Source organism: Paenibacillus sp. JJ-223 (assembly GCF_927798175.1).
In the GTDB taxonomy this organism is placed as follows: domain Bacteria; phylum Bacillota; class Bacilli; order Paenibacillales; family Paenibacillaceae; genus Paenibacillus; species Paenibacillus hubeiensis.
This window is the reverse complement of the sequence record NZ_CAKMMP010000006.1, coordinates 178,344-195,722: the sequence shown is the minus strand read 5'-3', so window position 1 is coordinate 195,722 and position 17,379 is coordinate 178,344. Positions and strand designations below refer to the sequence as shown.

The window sequence follows — 17,379 nt, the reverse complement described above, 5'->3', positions numbered from 1 at the left end:
ACACCCCGATGCAGCACGCATTTCGCGTATGCTCGGGGTGTCCGTATTTCCGTTTTGCTTTTCAAGCTGCATCGCTGATTAATGGATAAACAAGAATTCCCATCTGCTCTATAAGCAAGCGTAAACGATATTTCTCAAGCGAGGCTGGATGTACGGCTCCTGACTGTTCAACAGGTGCTGCGCATACATAACCGTAAGTTCCGAATCCGGATCGATGATGGCCATGCAGCCGGCAGCGCCGCTCCAGCCGAACTCGCCCAGCGGACTCAAGGAGCCGCTGCCGGCCTTGGAGACATGGGTCCGTACGCCTAACCCGTAGCCGTAGCCTTTCATTTGATCCCAGGAGTAATCGCCTCGGGTCAAATCATTCAGATGGTCCGTACGCATCAGTTCGACCGAAGCCTGTGACAAGATGCGTACGCCGTCCGGGCTTGTGCCGCGCCCAGTCAACGCATTCAGGAACAGCGCGTAATCGCTGACGGTAGACAACAATCCTGCGCCCCCGCTTTCCAGCGCCGTGCCTACCCGGAAACCGTTGCCGTCCATGCGAACGGCTTTGCCAAGCTCGTCATTGTACGCATACTGCGGAATCAATCTGGCCTGCTGCTCGTCATTCAGGTCAAATGCCGTATCGTGCATGCCGAGCGGGTCGGTGATTTCCTCTTTTAAGTATGTGCCGAACCGTCTGCCATCCACGACTTCAATCAAAGCGCCAAGCACATCGTGGCACATGCTGTAATTCCACTGCGTCCCGGGCTCGAACAGCAGCGGCTCTTTCGCAAGCGCCTTCGCAAATTCACGCGTCGACAACGTTCCGTTCGTGCTCTTCACGGCCTCCTGGATAGATGGTGCTCCAACGTCATAGGAAAATCCGGCCGTCATCGTAAACAGGTCGCGCACCGTAATGGCTTTTGTCGCTTTCTCCAGCCGTACTTCCCCGTTCGGCAAAGTTTTTCTGACCGTCATCTCGGCATATTCCGGCAGATAGTTCGAGATCGGGTCGCCAAGCAGCATTTGTCCTCTCTCCACAAGCTGAAGCGCTGCGACGCAGGTCATGATTTTGGTCATGGAGTACAAGTTGATGATCGCGCCTTCGCCGATGGGCGTTTGCTCTTCCAAATTAGCAAAGCCGTTGCGATAACGGAAAACCGTTTCGTTGCGATGCATGACAAGTACTTCCGCCCACGGAATACGCCAAGCGGTGATGCGGTCGATAAATGAAGCAAGCGGTTTAAAATCCATGTTCGCTCATCCCTTTATATGTAGAATTGATAATTATTGCGCCATACGGCCACGTTCTCCGCATGTAACCGCATACTATTAATATACGACCAATCGCATTCAAAGACCACCATCAGATCGCAAGATGAACGGGGGAACGGACGCCGACCGGACGAATTCCCAAGTGGAAACTAAACGATCGCACCAAGCAGGCGAAACCGCAGTACGTGTTTTCCTCAAGTCCCAAGCATGCCTTCTACTTATAAGCACGGATGGGCTTCATGGCCACTGCCATAACAAACGCGGTCAACAAAAGCAGAGCTCCCAGTCCTTCCAGCACCACCGGAGCTCCGTAGCGGTCCGCCCAAACGGACACGACCGATAGGCCAATGATCGGCGCCGTGCTTGTGAGCGTGCCCATGACTCCATAAACCCTCCCTTGAAGTTCATCGGGCACTTCAGCGCGAACCATGATCTGCGGCAGCATCGTGCAGCAGGCGAACATGGCTCCGCCGGCTACAATGAGCGGCAAAGCCCAATACGGCGAAGTGATGTAGGATAACGCCGCGTACAACGGTCCCAGCAGCAGGAGGCCAACAAATATCCACCTTCCCCGGTGCTTCATCCGGCCCGCCATGGCCATAAGCCCGGCAGAACCAAGCATGTACCCGAGCGGAATGCAGGTTTCGATCAATCCGAATTGCACCGGATTCGCTTGCCATACCTTTACCGCCATCACCTGCACGAGCATCATGGCAGACATGAAAAAGAGCAGCAGAATCGGCTGCAGCACAACAATGGCGCGCACAAGCGGCTGCGAGAAGAGATAAGCGAAGGAGCCTCTCCACTCCTGAACAAAGGTGGTTTTGGCGGTCGTTGTCCGTTCCACGGATGGAAAACGGCCGGCAGCCGCCACGCAGACCGCCGAGAGCAAAAACGTGCTTGCCGTAACGAGAATGGCATAGAAGCCGCCGATCAGCGCCACCGCCGCTCCTGCCGCAGCAAGTCCGCTGATCCGGGCAATGTTGTCGACCAAATGGATTGCGCCCGTAGCCTGCTGCAGATGTGGCTTGCCGACCAGGCGGCTAACCGAAGCGTAAAAGGCAGGTGCCTGAAACAAGCTGGAGAACATCGACAGGCCAAGCATGAGCAGCAGCAATGGAAAAGGGGCATGCAGCACAAACAGGCTTACGGCAATGGTCGCGGCCATAAAAGCCCGGAACAGATCCGAGGACAGCATCAATGTGCGACGGTCAAAGCGATCTGCCAGCGTGCCTGCAAGGGAACCGAAAACAAAGCTGACCGCCATGTTGCAAATTTGCACGGCGGCCATGCTCTTGGCGCTGCCCGTCGTCTGCAAGACCCACAAGCTGATGGCAATGCCGTTGAAACAATCGCCGAAGACGGAAATGCCGTAGCCGTAAAGCAGTCTTCGAAAAGCTTTGTTGTGCCGCAATGCCGGTTCGGACGCGGTATCGTTTGCAGGACAAGCCGTACCCATGCCTGGGTGCAAATCCGCAGAGCCGGAGCCCGAATCCACCGGACGAACAGTATCCATAATTTCGTTTCCCTCCCGTTTGTATCGATCATTCCAGCCGTAAATAGGACATGCATGAAAAGCGCTCCGAAAGAAGGAGTCATTGTGCAATTCCTTCGATCAAAGCGCCTGAAGAGGTGATGAATGTATGTTTATCCTTTGGAGGCTCCTGTCGTAAGCCCCTGTACCAGGAAGCGCTGCAGGAACACGAAGAGCAGCGTGATCGGAATCGCAATCAGCACCGCACCCGCGGCGAACATCGTAAAGTTGCTGTCCTGATATCGGCTGACCAGATCCCACATGCCTACGGCCAGCGTCCAATTTTCTTTGGTGCGCAGCACCAGCCGGGCGAAAATAAAGTCCATCCATGCCCCCGTGAAGCTGGTGAGCGCCACGTAGGTCAACATCGGACGGGACAGCGGCAGAATGATGCTGACGAAGACGCGCAGATGGCTCGCTCCATCGATCCGTGCCGCTTCATCCAGGCTGCGCGGAATCGTATCGAAGAACCCTTTGACGATGAAACCGCCCAGCACGGCACCCGACGAATACACCAGAATCAGCGCGGCATGCGTATCCAGCAGCTGAATTTGCAGCAGGATGATGTAGATCGCGATCATGCTCATGAAGCTTGGGAACATGCCCAGAATCAGCATCGTGGACAGGATGGTCTTGCGCCCGCGGAAGCGGAAGCGGGACAATGCATACATTCCCAGCGTGACGAGCAGCGTCGAGAAAATCATCGTAAAGAACGCGATTTTGAGCGTATTCATGTACCATCTGCCGTACAGGAAAGAAGGGGTCGTGAACAGTTCACCATAATGCGCCAGCGTGAACGCTTCCGGCCACAGGCTTTCACTGAATAACGCGGCGCCCGGGCGCAAGGACGAGAGAACGATCCACAGCACGGGATAGATCGAAACGATGGCAATGATGACCAGCAGGACATAGCTGAGGACCAGCCGCAGCGGATTGTTTCGTTTCTTCATTGGATCATGTCCTCCTCCTTGAATGATTTCGAACGGCGGAAGTTCCAAATGGAGAACGATGCAATAATAAGGAAAATGATGATGCCTACCGCCGACGCCATGTTGAACTTGTTGTTATCGAGCGTCAGTTTGTACAGCCATGTCACGAGCAAATCGGTAGACCCGGCATACTGGTAATCGCCGCGAAGCGGGTTGCCGTTCGTGAGCAGGTAGATGACGTTGAAGTTGTTGAAATTGCCCGCGAACTGCATGATCAGCACAGGCGTTGTGGCAAACAGGATGAACGGCATCGTAATGATGCGGAATTTCTGAAAGCTGCTCGCCCCGTCCACTTCGGCGGCTTCGTACAAATCACGAGGAATGGCGGTAAGCACACCCAAAATGAGCACCATGCTGACGGGGATGCCGATCCACATGTTCACGACGATGACCGTCACTTTGGCCCAGAACGGATCGGTCAGCCAAGGCAGCCCTTCCAAACCGAACGCTCTCATGTACGTATTGATCGGACCGAACTGTCCGTTGAACAGGTTGCGCATCAAGAGCAAGGAAATAATCTGCGGGATGGCATAAGGAAGAATGAAGATTGTACGCCACAGCTTCTTAAAACGAATGCCGCGCTGCTCAATCAGCAGCGCAACCAACACGCCGCCAAAATACGTCGTGACGGTGGCCAGCACGGCCCAAACGACCGTCCAACCCAATACGCCCATAAACGTCTGGCTCCAGGATTTCAACTGGACCAGGTCGCTGAACGTGCCGAACCCGACCCAATCGACGAGTTTGGCTGGAGGAATGTGATCCGGAGCCGAGTAGTTGGTGAAAGCCAGCGTGATGGTGAACAAGATCGGCATGATCGTGAAGAACAGGACACCCAAAGCAGGAATGGCAAGGAACAGATACGGGAACTGGGTATCCAGCGCGCTTCGAAGAGAATTCATGGCGGATCGCGGCTGTTTGCCTTCTTCCCTCCATTTTCCCGTTAAATATGCATCCCTTACGTTAAGCGTATATATAAGTAGAAATACGAACAGAACCAACAGTACGATCAAGCCATCCAGCAGCAAAAAGATCGAGTGATCCCCTTTCTGCAGAACGGTCGATCCATTGACCTTCACGAACCGCTGCGTATTCTCGCCCAAGGTCCAGATGCCCCAGACCGCATGGTTCAGGCGGGGAATGAGGTAGGCAAGCCCTACGGCTTCCAGCGCGATCAAAATCAGTCCTTTGATCCACTGGCCGTTGTACAACTGCCCCAGTCCCTGCAAAATAACGGACAGCACGGCCGCGGTCACGCGGTGCTGCCTCGCTCCTTCCGGTTTTACGTTCACCGGAACATGCTGCTGCTTCATGGATATGCTCCTTCCGGCATTAGAGTGGCCTGCCCGCAGTGCGGACAGGCTGGTCTTTATCCGCCGGCCGTACCTTGCCACCATGGACTGCTGCCGTAGTCGAAGTCGAACGTTCAGCAATCCATCGTAACGAACACGGTCCGGACGCGATTATTTCGTGGTAGCAAGGCTCTCGTTAATCTGTTTGACGGCATTGTCGAGCGATGACTTCACGTCTTTGCCCCCGTCCCAAATGTCCGTAATGGCGGAAGAGATCGGTCCCCATACGCTATCCATGGCCGGAAGCGAAGGCATCGGCGTTGAATGGTTGAATTGCTCCAGGAACGCTTTGGTGATGTCGTCCCCTTGAACTTTGGGGTCTGCCGCCACGTTTTTATCTGCCGGAAGGGTTCCGTTCATCTCGAAATTAAGCATCTGCGATTCCTCGCTGGAGAGGAATGCCGCAAGCAGTTTCGATGCATTCGGGTATTGCGTGAATGCATTGACGTAATACGCCTTGACGCCGGAGAACGAGGTCATCGGTTGTCCCTCGATTTGCGGAAGGGGCGCAACGCCGAAATCGATGCCTGCATTGCGATAGTCGGCGATCGTCCATGGTCCATTGATATCCATCGCGAGCTTGCCGCTGCTGAACAATCCTTTTTTGATATCGTAATTCACGTCGCCGAGCTTGACAGGCAGGACCTCGGCTCTCAGCTTTTGAAGGAATTCCCCGCCCTTTTGCGCGCCTTCGTTGTTCAAACCGATATCCTCGCTGTTCATGCCGTCATCCCCGAAGATGTATCCGCCTTGGGATGCCAGGAACGCAAAGTCGTAGTAAAACTGCTGCAGCTCCCACATGAGTGCATATTTATTGTTTTTGGTATCGTTGAACGTTTTGGCAAAGTCGATGATTTCATCGAACGATTTCGGCGCTTCCGGATAGAGCGCTTTGTTATAGAACAAGGCATACGTTTCCACGCTGTACGGATATCCATACAGAATGTCCTTGAACGTTACTGCCTTCAAAGCGTTTTCGCTGGTCGATTCCTTCGTTCTCGATTCAAATACGTCGTTGGGCAAAATCAGGCCCGCTTCGGAGGCACTTCCGATTTTGTCGTGCGGGAAGACGACAACGTCCGCGGCCAATCCGGCCGGTCCGTCCGTCGTAAGCTTTGTCACCTGGTCCGTCGGCGGCAATTCTTCGAATTTGACCGGCACGCCGTATTTCTCCTCGAATTGTTTGATTCTGTCCGCAATGAAGCTGCTCTGGTTTTTGTCTTCCCAAATGACCAACGTGGCCCCTGGTTCCGGTTGCAGCGTGTCTGGAGTGACGGCCGGTCCTTCCGTATTTTCTTCGGCGACCGGCGTTGTTCCCGCCGTTCCCCCGCCTCCGCCTGCCGAACAAGCAACCAGCGATAACGACGTGAATGCCGCGAGTAGAATCCCCTGCCATTTCTTCATTCTCATTTCCCCTTCCCCCTGATTGGTAAAGCGTTATTGTTGCGCTCTTTCCCCCTCTGCCGTGCTCTTGTCGCCAAAGCTTCGAATCACAGCAAAGACTGCGTGTTACGCGTGGACAAACGTTTGCCCAAAATTCAAATCAAGCGTCTTTGCTTATTCATCAAGAAGGAGGAAACAGACGTTAACACCCAAAAATCGTCCATGTAAGCGCTGTAATAATACACACATCATACACTAGGGTTCTCCCCTTGAACAAACGTTTGCACAAATGATTTTAGACGAAATTGCCCCAAAATTTGTTATCTGTCTTGAAAAAGTGACGTTTTGCTTGATCTGTCTTTATTTTCCTTCATTTTCCTCTCTGGAGTATTGTCCCGCATACTTGCCGATTGATTTCTTCCAAACCATGAATTAACATAGGAGCATGTTTTGATATGACGGTAGGGAAGGGATTTTTCACATGATTACAATCAAAGATATTGCCAAAATGGCGGGAGTATCCCCTTCTACAGTATCCCGGGTGATCTCGAATCATCCCCGGATCAGTCGCGAAACCTCGGTCAAGGTCCGGCAGATCATGAAAGAACACAACTATCATCCCAACATCATGGCAAAGAGCCTGGTGTCCAAAACAACGCAAACGTTAGGCATCATGCTGCCGCGGCCGGCGGAGGAGCTGTTTCAGAACTACTTCTTTGGGGAATTGCTGCGAGGCATCATGAGCCATGCCACCCGCATGAATTATGAAGTGCTGCTATCTACCGAGTCGACTTCGGGCAACGGCCTTGACGCCATCTCCCGCCTGGTCTATGGAAGAAGAGTCGATGGCATTATGCTGCTTTCGTCGCGACGGGAAGATCCGCATATTGTGTTTCTGGAAGAGGAGCGTTTTCCGTTTGTGCTGATCGGCCGCAGCGAAACCCATCCTGATGCACCCATGGTGGACAATGATAATGTGCAAACGGCTTATGACGCGACCAGCCATTTGATTGCGCAGGGACATGCCCGCATCGGGTTCGTCAGCGGACCGCCGGAGTTCACCCTTTCTCATGATCGCATGACGGGATATGCCAAAGCGATGGAAGATGCGCAGCTGCCGACCCATTCCGATTGGATTCTGGAAGGAGAATATTTGCAGGACAGCGGATTCCGGGCCATGTCGCTATTTATGTCACTGCCAAACCGACCGACGGCGATCGTGGTCATCGACGATCATGTGGCTTTTGGCGTATTGCGTGCATTGGATGAGTTGGGATATCGCGTACCCGAGGACATCAGCGTCGTCAGCTTCAACAATATCGCCCTGTCCGAATTGGCTTCACCGCCGCTGAGCTCCATCGATATCGGCACCTATCAGCTTGGCTATTCCGCCGTTCAATTGCTGTTGAAGATCATCCAAGGCGACGAAGGCGCAATCTCGCCGAACCCGATTATCATCCCCCATCGCTTGATGGTCCGGGAATCTTCACTTTATACCTTGCCAAGACAGATTTAAGCATGTCCGCGCAAACGTTTGTCCAAAATCCTGAAAACGGATTCTCCCCCCATCACCCGGTTCCGGGGTGATGGGCTTATCCATGCTTGCCGCAGGATGAAACGAAAAAACCACGCCCTAGGAAGACGTGGTCTGACGTTCAGCTTTTTTTGCCTGCTGATGCTGATCTATAATTCTACTTTACCGACTCCAATGCGTAACGGTTGGACGGAATTTCAAGGCCCAGATTGCCCCGCAGCGTCGTTTGCTCATACGCCGTGCGGAACAAACCGCGTTCTTGCAAAACGGGCACCACCAAGTCTACGAAATCCGCCAGGCCGTTCGGCACGACCGTCCGGATGTTGAATCCATCCGCCGCTTCCGACTCGAACCATTCCTGTATCAGGTCCGCGATCTTCTCCGGCGTGCCGATAAAGGAAGTGCGCGGCGTGGATGCCAGCAATGCCACTTCCCTTAAGGTCAAGCCTTGCTCGCGGGCCTGCTGCTTGATTTTGTCCGTCGTGCTGCGGAAGCTGTTGCTGCCCAAATCGCCGATGTCCGGGAACGGCTCATCCAGCGCATATTGCGAAAAATCGAAATGCTCGAAGTAGCGCCCCAAGTAATTCAGCGCTTGGTCGATGGATACGAGAGCGGCGATTTCTTGATATTTGCGCTCGGCTTCTTCTTCGGTACGCCCCACGATCGGACCGATGCCTGGGAAAATGAGCAGTTCCTCCGGTTTGCGTCCATGGGCTGCCGCTCTCGCTTTTACGTCCCGGTAGAATTCTCTGGCTTCTTCCAAAGTTTCGTGAGCGGTATAGATCGCATCTGCCGACCGGGCTGCAAGATTTTTGCCCGATTCCGAGGAACCGGCTTGGAAGATGACCGGGTGTCCTTGGGAGGAACGGGCTACGTTGAGTGGACCCTGCACGGAAAAATGCTTTCCGCGATGATTCAGCGCATGCAGCTTGGACGGATCGAAGAAAATGCCGGCCTCCTTGTCGCCTACGAAGGCATCATCTTCCCACGAATCCCACAGTCCTCTGACGACTTGCAAATGTTCCTCGGCAATTTCGTAGCGCAGCGAATGATCGGGATGCTCGCCTTTGCCGAAATTCAGGGCCGAGCCTTCGAGCGGAGAAGTAACGACGTTCCAACCCGCCCGTCCGCCGCTAATCTGATCCAACGAAGCGAACTGCCTTGCTACGGTGAACGGTTCGCTATACGAGGTCGACAACGTAGCCACAAGACCGATGTGCGACGTCGCGCCAGCCAGCGTGGATAACAGCGTAATCGGCTCGAAACGGTTGAGGAAATGGGGGTTGGATTTTTCGTTGATATATAAACCGTCCGCGATAAACAACAGGTCGAATTTGCCTTCCTCCGCCTTGCGCGCCTGCTGTTTGTAGTATTCGATGCTGACGCTGGCATTGACCGGAATGTCCGGATGCCGCCAGAAAGAGATGCTGTTGCCGACCCCGCTCAGATTGGCTCCCAGTTTCAATTGTCGTTTGCTCATCGTGTATTCCTCCCCGAATGGATGAATTAGTGGTTGCTGCTTTGCCCTGCCCCGGCGACAGTGCCTGAATTGTCCTGCTCCAGCTTTTGTGGGGTAACCGCGCTCTTTCGCACCATCCACGCCGCAGCCAACAGGGCGATGCCTGTTAACAGGAATACGACGGGAATGCCGGCCGAGCCGCCAATAAAACCTCCGACCAGCGGACCAAGCACAATGCCGAACTGGTTGGCGGATTGGCTCAAACTTACCGCTCTACCCCGAAATTCAAGGGCTGCATGCCGCACAACCATCGCGTTCAGCGTTGGATAAACGGCAGCAAAGAAAAGGCCGTAAGCGAAGCGGACTCCCCCGAACACATACAGGTTGAATGCGAGTACCTGCAGCAGATTGCCAATCCCGCCGCCAACCAATCCGATCATCAACGTTTTCTCGTATCCAAGCCTGCCGCCGATCCTGCCCCAGCGAGGGCCCATGATGACCGTGGCCGCGCCGACTGCGGAGAATACGATCCCTGCGCTAAGCGTCGCCGTATCCGGATTTCCTCCAATGGAGACGACATATAACGTAAGCAAGGGCTCCAGCACCATGACCGAGGTGGATACAAGCAGGATCAAGCCATAAATGCGCATCAAGCCCGGCGTGGCGGCAGCAGTCTTCAAATCGGCGATCCAGCCTGTGCGGACGCTCACCCGTTTCGCTTGGTTTTCGCGAACCCCCATGACGATCATTGCAGACACCAGCGTAAGGATGCCCGAAGCGACAAAACAGCCCCGCAGCCCGACCCATTGGCTGATCACGCCGCCGGCAAGGGGTCCCAGAATGCCCCCTGCCGCCGTGGAAGTCGATATCACGCCCATCGCGTAACCGACATGCTTTTCCGGCGTATTGGTGCCAACCAGCGTGACGGAAGCTGGATGGAAACCGGCCATCAACCCCTGAAATATGCGCACGGCCAGAAAGGAATACGGGTCGTGGACAAAGGCATTGGCCAAATGGGCCGCAGCCAAGCCTACGCCGGAGCGAAGCAGCATCAGCTTGCTGCCGTGCCTGTCCGCCAGCGATCCCCAGAACGGCGCGCACAAGCCGCTGATCAGAAAGCTGATGGAAATCGATATCCCCGACCAGACTTCAAGTCCCGACTGAACGCCAAGCTCATTTTGCAGAAACAACGGAAAAAAGGGCACAGAGAGCGTATACGCCATATAGTTGAGAAACAGGCCCAGCCATAAGATGTACAGGTTTCGCTTCCAATGCGGCATGGCATGCTTCTCCATAGGTTTAAATTCCTATCAGGTAACTAGGTTATATATCATGTTAACGGAATACTTGCGGCATGTGTAATAGAAAAGTTCGATCGGCGTATTTAATAATTGAATAGCGGCATGTTTTTGCCGCATCCGCGAATCGGGCATATGGGGTATGCCCAGCACACCTCCAGACATAAAAAAAGGAGAGCCGCGCTGTCATACGCTGCTCTCTCCTTCTTTTCACCCAATGTAATACCGTATTCTAAGGTGACGTCCCAGAAACTTGCTTTCTATACCTTGAATTTGCCGATCAGTTCTTGAAGCTCCTGCGCCATTTTGCTCAGACTGTCCGCAGACGCGGACACCTCGACCATCGATGCGCTCTGCTGTTCCGTCGATGCTGCGACGCTTTGCGTGTTCCCCGCCGACTGCTCGGCAATAACGGCCACGTTTTGGGCCATTTCAACCATGCTCTGCGCGCTGGCGTGCACCTGCTCCACGATCGCGGAAACCTCGATCGTTTCGGACGCCGCCTGATCGATGGAATCGGCAATGACGCCGAAGGCTTCTCCCGTGCGGGAAACCAATGAAATGCCCTCGCGGACCACTTCCGTCCCTTCATTCATCGAGGCTACCGCGTTTCCGGTTTCCTGACGCACTTCCTGCACCAGTTTGCGAATCTGCTCTGCGGAGCGCGTAGATTGCTCGGCCAGCTTTCTGACCTCGTCAGCAACGACCGCAAATCCCCGGCCATGCTCCCCTGCACGGGCGGCCTCGATGGCCGCATTGAGGGCGAGCAGATTCGTTTGGCTGGAAATCTGGGTGATCAAACCGATGATTTCGCCGATTTCATCCGTCTTCTGTCCAAGCTTGTGAACGACATCGGCCGTTTGATTCACTTTGTCGTGGATCGTGTTCATTTGGGCCACCGCATGATTCACGACTTCGGCGCCTTCCTGCGCCTTTTCGTTCGCGGACTGGGTCAGCTGCGTAACATACTGGATGGAACTCGATGCCTGGTTCATGCCTTTGGAAATGTCTTCGGTCGCCTGATTAAACGCGGCCGAGTTGTTCACCAACCGGTCCGAACCGTCGGCGATCTGCTGCACCGCTTCCGAGATGTACTCGGCAGTTGTCCGCGTCTGCTCGGAGCTTGCGGACAATTCCTCGGAGGTTGCCGCCACCTGCTCGGCATTGAATCCGACCTGCGACACCAGACTTCTCAAATTGGCGGACATTTGATTCACGGCGCCGGACAACTCGCCGAGTTCATCCTTCGAAGTGATCTTCACCTCGTTGGTCAGGTCACCCGCGGCAATATTGTTCGTTGCCGCCATCAGCCGTTTCAACGGCGCGTCGATGGAGCGAATGATCCAGGCGGCCACCAGCGCTCCGCCCACGATGGAGACGGCAATGATCACCAACGTGGTATACAATATTCCGCGGCTTGCTGCCGAAATTTCTTCCACGTCGATGACACCCACGATTTTCCACCCGGTTGCCTCATTGGTCGCGTACACGGCAATTTTGTCCGTTCCGTCTGACGAATACTCGACATTCCCTGACGGTTCCACTTTCATTTGCTCTACGTAGCTTTCGGTATCTTCGGAACCTATTTCAATCGTCGGATGGGTTATGTACTTGTTATCTTTGTCCAATACGGAGACATAACCTGTCTCGCCAACTTTGATTTTGTTGATTTGCTCAGCAAGATTGGTCAGGCTAAGCACGATGCTGACTACGCCGGAGTCGTCGGCGGTGGCCATGGAAGGCACAACGATCACTTTGCCGTCCTGGCTAATAATCGGATTGTTGACGAGCGTCTGCCCTTTATTCTCCATGGCCAGCGTATACCACGCCCGTTCCCTCGGATCGAAATCTTCCGCAAAGGTCTGCTGCGGCGAGTTGAGCAGCTTTCCTTCCGTTGTCGCAAATTGCACATGGTCGTACTCGGATTTCACCGCTTTGATTGGGTCCAAAATTTGACGAAGCAGCGGACTTTCGTCACCGTCGACCATGCCCTTGTTCACCGTTTGCGAGAGGTATTTCAGATCCTCCAGGCTAGTGTTGATCAGTGTTTCCACTTGCGTATTCACGGTTTCTACCGATTGACGCGTATTTTTGAGAAACTGTTCCGTGATGTCTTCCTTGGCGGTCAGATACGACAACCATCCCAAACCGGCTGTCGGAACGACGAGAATCACCAGAAAGGCCAAGGTGAGGCGTGCCCGGATCGTAAACTTCCTTCCGGTTTTGGGGACGCCAGGTTGAACGACAGGCTTGCTGCGTTTTGTCTTTTGCTTCTTCATGAATCCTATCCTTTCTTCGGCATCATAGTTCTACCCATAATCGTCATGCATAGAAAGTGGCAGTTTTATATATTTCGGCATGACAGGCCGATAACTTTAGGCTAAAAGTCCTTTGATTTAATGAAAATTATAAATTTCGACATTTTCCTTGTTGGGAATTAGAGCATATCAGCAAATTTTTATTCAAACTTGCTAGCATAGTAGTCTTTTAGTTGCGCAAAAGATACATTATCATCCAAAAATTTAGGATGAAATACCCAATAAATCAATTGACAGGATGTGTACTTGTGATATAGTAGTCGAGAAATATTTTAATATGCCTACATAGGAAGGGTAGTTGGAGATGACAAATAAACAAACAGGAAGAGCCGTACGGCGTTTGACCGCAGGCATGCTTGCATTGCAAATTGGCATCACCGCATTCGGAGTTCCCGCATTCGCTTCGAAAGTGACCATCGTCTCGCCTCATGGCGTGGAAACCTTATCGCCGGAAGGCGCCATTCAGTCCACGGGCACATGGGATGTAGGAACGCGCGCGGGAGACTATGTTTACGTGGCAGGCATGCGCGGCATTGACCCCACGACCAACAAACTGGTCGCTGACGAAGAAGGCCGCATTCGCCAGGCGTTTCTCAACATGAAGCTGATTGCCGAATCCGAGGGCGCCACGCTGCAGGACGCGACTCGCCTCGTAGTGTATGTGACGGATATGTACCGGTATCGGCCCATCGTGAATCAGATCCAGGAAGAACTTTGGGGCAAGGGTCCGTACCCCCCGCGTACGATCGTGGAAGTGGACCGCTTGAACCAGGATGACATCGTCGAGGTAGAGGGCACATTCTATGCGCCGGAGAAAACATCGAAAGCAGCTCAGAAGGGACCGTCCGCGAACGGCACGAACGTGTCGCCTAACGGCGTCAAAACCCTTGCTCCTCAAGGCGCGATCCAATCCACGGGGACGTGGAATCTCGGAACGCGGGCAGGCGACAACATTTACGTGGCAGGCATGCGCGGCATCGATCCGGCCACCAACAAGCTCGTGTCGGACGAGGAAGGGCGTATTCGCCAAGCGTTTCTCAACATGAAGCTGATTGCCGAATCCGAGGGCGCCACGCTGCAGGATGCAACCCGTCTCGTGGTGTACGTGACCGACATGTATCGATATCGCCCGATCGTGAACCGGATTCAGGAAGAACTGTGGGGCGACGGACCCTATCCTCCGCGCACGATCATCGAGGTAGACCGCTTGAACCAGGACGACATCGTTGAGGTGGAAGGCACATTCTACGCGCCGGAGAAAACATCGAAGGCAGCTCAGAAGGGGCCGTCCGCGAACGGAACAAACGTGTCGCCTAATGGCGTCAAAACCCTTGCTCCTCAAGGCGCCATCCAGACTACAGGTACATGGGATCTTGGAACGCGTGCAGGGGATACCATTTATGTGGCAGGCATGCGCGGCATCGATCCGGCCTCCAACAATCTCGTGTCCGACGAAGAAGGCCGCATTCGCCAAGCGTTTCTCAACATGAAGCTGATCGCCGAATCCGAAGGCGCCACGCTGCGGGATGCTACCCGGATCGTCGTGTACGTCACAGACATGTACCGGTATCGTCCAATCGTCAATCAAATCCAGGAAGAACTGTGGGGCGACGGACCTTATCCTCCGCGGACCATTATCGAAGTGGATCGTCTGAACCAGGACGACATCGTCGAGGTGGAAGGCACGTTCTACGCGCCGAAAAAATAAATACGCACAACATGGCGGCTCCCTTGCGGGAGCTCCTTTTTGCTGCCACGAATCCGAGAGGTCCAGTCGAAGCCGCTCCATTCTATCAACTTTTGAAGGGTCAGCCCGTTCGCTGGACTTGCCTGGAATCCACGGAAACTGCGGCTTAGCCCCCACCACATGCCGCATGCTGTAACGAACCTCCCACACCTTATATGATGTTGTGGAGAGCGATTGGAATTCTAACGAAACTCAGACACGTTATTTGACCGGAAAATGGGCGATTATGCACCATTTCCAGGAAATAACGTGTTTCAGGTTCATTAGAGCGGCTTGAGTGCCAAAACTACCTGAATAGCGCGTCCTAGGTTCGTTGCATTATCCGTTTTCCGCCCTAACCTCAACTTTGGATGAATGTATCCATCTATGTAAGCGCCCAACACCAAAAAGGGCTCCCGCATTCAACCTTGAACGCACGGAAACCCTTTTGACAGTACTGGAGGAGCCTTAACCGACCCAATGCGCCGACTTGGTCTTCAGCCGGGAAAGGTCGTTTTCGATATTTATCGGCTGGGAAAGCACCCACATATAGTATAACGATTTGGCCGCTTTCTCCCGGGTGACCCCTGCTTTGGGTTCCAGTTCCCGGCCGTTCCAGACTCTTCCCCGTTCAATGTCTTTCTCTGAGCGCAACAATCCCAGCATGTACGCCTTCCTCACCCGATCGTAGAGAGCCGGGTCGATCTCGTCCGTATCCTGCAGCTGTTCAAAGGACACAAGCGGATAATACATGATTCCTCGTTCGTCGGGCGCCAAATGAGCATCATAGTCCGGTTGGTCCGGGGGAACTGCTTCCCCGTTATAGTCGGTCATGTAAGCCGGGAGCACCTTCGCACCGAATTTTGCCTCAAAGGCATCCAACAGCATGCAGCCCATGGTCTCTCTGGACAATGTCCCTTCCGCCTGCACGTCCCGACCTAATACGTCTGGGGCCAGATCCAATAACCGGGACAATGCATGTCGAAATTCGCCAAACTCCATCAACGCTTCCGGGTGAAAGCAGGATCGTTCATCCAGCTTCATAACGCCCAGCTGGACCAGCTTCTCAATCTGATTCCGGTAATACGCCCCGCGTCCTGTCATGGCATCGACAGCCATCTCGGGATATACGGCCGACCAATCCTGATTCCGAATCGCTGCCTGCACCTCCGGCTTCAGCCACGAAGCAACCCGGGCAGCATCAGGCTGCCCCTGCTCCGCAAGCCGCGCAAGACACATTGCCACGATGCGGGCAAACGACTTGGAGAGGCTTTCTTTGAAATGCGTGCCATCGATCTTGCGCGCCGGATGACCGTTCGCAAGACTGCCGTCATTGGTTTTGCCCGGCGTCTCCCCTGCTTCGATCGACATGAAGACGGCGGTCGTGCCTTCGACACCGATCTCGTTATAGTACCGCACGCTCTCCCGGTTCAAATCGATCAGCGGCACGTTCAACTGTTCGGCCAGTTCACGCATGATCTTCGGAAATTGCCGCTCGCGGAAAGAGTCCGCGTAGACATGCCCGGGCGCGGCATTCCCATCCACCCGGGACATTGGCGTGACCAGCATCGGGATCATCCGCCTGGACCGGATCGCCGGAATGTACACCTCGCGAATATACGTGCGGTACATTTCTTCCGTCGCGCCTCTGCCAAAGCGCTGGTTCTCGTCACGCGATTCGTCGTTGTGCCCGAACTGGATCAACACGACGTCCCCTGCATTTCCCGTCAGCAAAATATCGTTGAAGCGCCCTTCCGTATAAGCGCTTTTGAAGGACCGTCCGCCCATGGCATAGTTGATCACCCGCACCTGCCTCGGGTCGAACAAATCATCGAACACCTGCCCCCAGCCGCTCATCGGCGCTTCCATGAAAATATAGGATTTCACGGTGGAGTCCCCGAGCGTAAACAGTGCAGGCAGCTTGCTTTCAGGGCGCGGGTAGACCGGTATGGGCGTCAGCACCAGCTCGGCGATGCCTACAGGACAGCCCAACCGGCGAGGTTCAATTTCAACGTCGATAAAGTCGCGTCCGTTCACATAGTCGTAACTCCATAACCGCTCGTCCTGAAAAACGCGTGTCCTATTGGGTACAAGCCGTGCCGCATCCCAATAATCCGCATTCAGCAAGCCATCCGCATGCATGCCCGAGATCGCGATCATCGTGTCGCCAAGCCCGGACGTGGTACGTACCTGTATCCGATATGCGCCAGGCTCGGCCTTGACCCGGAAACACATGCCGTAATGGTTGAAATCCTTCTCCGTGGATTCGTTTCGATCCGCAAATCGTTCCTCGAGGATGACGCACCCCTCTTGAACCGGCATGATCTGTTCAATATGAACCTCTCGTGGCGGCTGGGCGCAGGTTCTTTCCACGAAACCATATCCGGCGGCATCGTCATAACGCGGGACGACGCCCTGCTCTTCCTGCACAACGGACCGATACCCCTTTTTTGGCAAAGCCGTGAAGTTGAACTGCATGCTTTTGACCATCACATCGATCCCCCCTATCCGTTCATGCCATGA

Annotated in this window: 11 protein-coding genes; 2 read left to right on the top strand and 9 right to left on the bottom strand. The window is 54.2% G+C overall.

Going from position 1 to position 17,379, the window contains the following annotated elements; translation table 11 throughout:
• Window positions 1–108: 108 nt before the first annotated feature.
• The 5 genes from L6H98_RS12980 to L6H98_RS12960 all read right to left on the bottom strand — a co-directional run bounded on the left by L6H98_RS12980 (window position 109) and on the right by L6H98_RS12960 (window position 6,542).
• Window positions 109–1,242, bottom strand: a complete 1,134-nt coding sequence (locus L6H98_RS12980) for a serine hydrolase domain-containing protein (RefSeq protein ID WP_236415623.1) — start codon at window positions 1,240–1,242, stop codon at window positions 109–111.
• Window positions 1,243–1,477: 235 nt separating this feature from the next.
• Complete coding sequence (locus L6H98_RS12975) at window positions 1,478–2,779, bottom strand: MFS transporter (protein ID WP_236415621.1); 1,302 nt, start codon at window positions 2,777–2,779, stop codon at window positions 1,478–1,480.
• Between the two features lie 131 nt (window positions 2,780–2,910).
• On the bottom strand, window positions 2,911–3,747 hold the full coding sequence (locus tag L6H98_RS12970) for a sugar ABC transporter permease (RefSeq protein WP_236415619.1): 837 nt from the start codon (window positions 3,745–3,747) through the stop codon (window positions 2,911–2,913).
• Entirely contained in the window at window positions 3,744–5,099 is a 1,356-nt protein-coding gene (locus L6H98_RS12965) for a sugar ABC transporter permease (protein WP_236415617.1), read from the bottom strand. The genes L6H98_RS12970 and L6H98_RS12965 overlap by 4 nt, the downstream gene beginning before the upstream one ends.
• A 150-nt stretch (window positions 5,100–5,249) precedes the next feature.
• On the bottom strand, window positions 5,250–6,542 hold the full coding sequence (locus L6H98_RS12960; RefSeq protein ID WP_236415833.1) for a maltose ABC transporter substrate-binding protein: 1,293 nt from the start codon (window positions 6,540–6,542) through the stop codon (window positions 5,250–5,252).
• Between the two features lie 460 nt (window positions 6,543–7,002).
• Here L6H98_RS12960 and L6H98_RS12955 point away from each other — a divergent pair, with 460 nt between their 5' ends.
• Window positions 7,003–8,037 (top strand): LacI family DNA-binding transcriptional regulator, encoded by a 1,035-nt coding sequence (locus L6H98_RS12955; protein ID WP_236415615.1) that lies wholly within the window; start codon window positions 7,003–7,005, stop codon window positions 8,035–8,037.
• Between the two features lie 175 nt (window positions 8,038–8,212).
• On the opposite strand, the gene L6H98_RS12950 is transcribed toward L6H98_RS12955, so the two are convergent.
• The 3 genes from L6H98_RS12950 to L6H98_RS12940 all read right to left on the bottom strand — a co-directional run bounded on the left by L6H98_RS12950 (window position 8,213) and on the right by L6H98_RS12940 (window position 13,091).
• Window positions 8,213–9,535, bottom strand: coding sequence for an LLM class flavin-dependent oxidoreductase (locus L6H98_RS12950; protein WP_236415613.1), 1,323 nt, complete (start codon window positions 9,533–9,535; stop codon window positions 8,213–8,215).
• Between the two features lie 26 nt (window positions 9,536–9,561).
• Window positions 9,562–10,794, bottom strand: coding sequence for an MFS transporter (locus tag L6H98_RS12945; protein WP_236415612.1), 1,233 nt, complete (start codon window positions 10,792–10,794; stop codon window positions 9,562–9,564).
• 278 nt (window positions 10,795–11,072) lie between these two features.
• Window positions 11,073–13,091, bottom strand: coding sequence for a methyl-accepting chemotaxis protein (locus L6H98_RS12940; RefSeq protein ID WP_236415611.1), 2,019 nt, complete (start codon window positions 13,089–13,091; stop codon window positions 11,073–11,075).
• Between the two features lie 343 nt (window positions 13,092–13,434).
• Here L6H98_RS12940 and L6H98_RS12935 point away from each other — a divergent pair, with 343 nt between their 5' ends.
• On the top strand, window positions 13,435–14,838 hold the full coding sequence (locus tag L6H98_RS12935) for a RidA family protein (protein ID WP_236415610.1): 1,404 nt from the start codon (window positions 13,435–13,437) through the stop codon (window positions 14,836–14,838).
• 486 nt (window positions 14,839–15,324) lie between these two features.
• Here L6H98_RS12935 and L6H98_RS12930 read toward each other — a convergent pair whose 3' ends face one another.
• On the bottom strand, window positions 15,325–17,346 hold the full coding sequence (locus L6H98_RS12930) for a GDSL-type esterase/lipase family protein (RefSeq protein WP_236415609.1): 2,022 nt from the start codon (window positions 17,344–17,346) through the stop codon (window positions 15,325–15,327).
• Window positions 17,347–17,379: the final 33 nt, after the last annotated feature.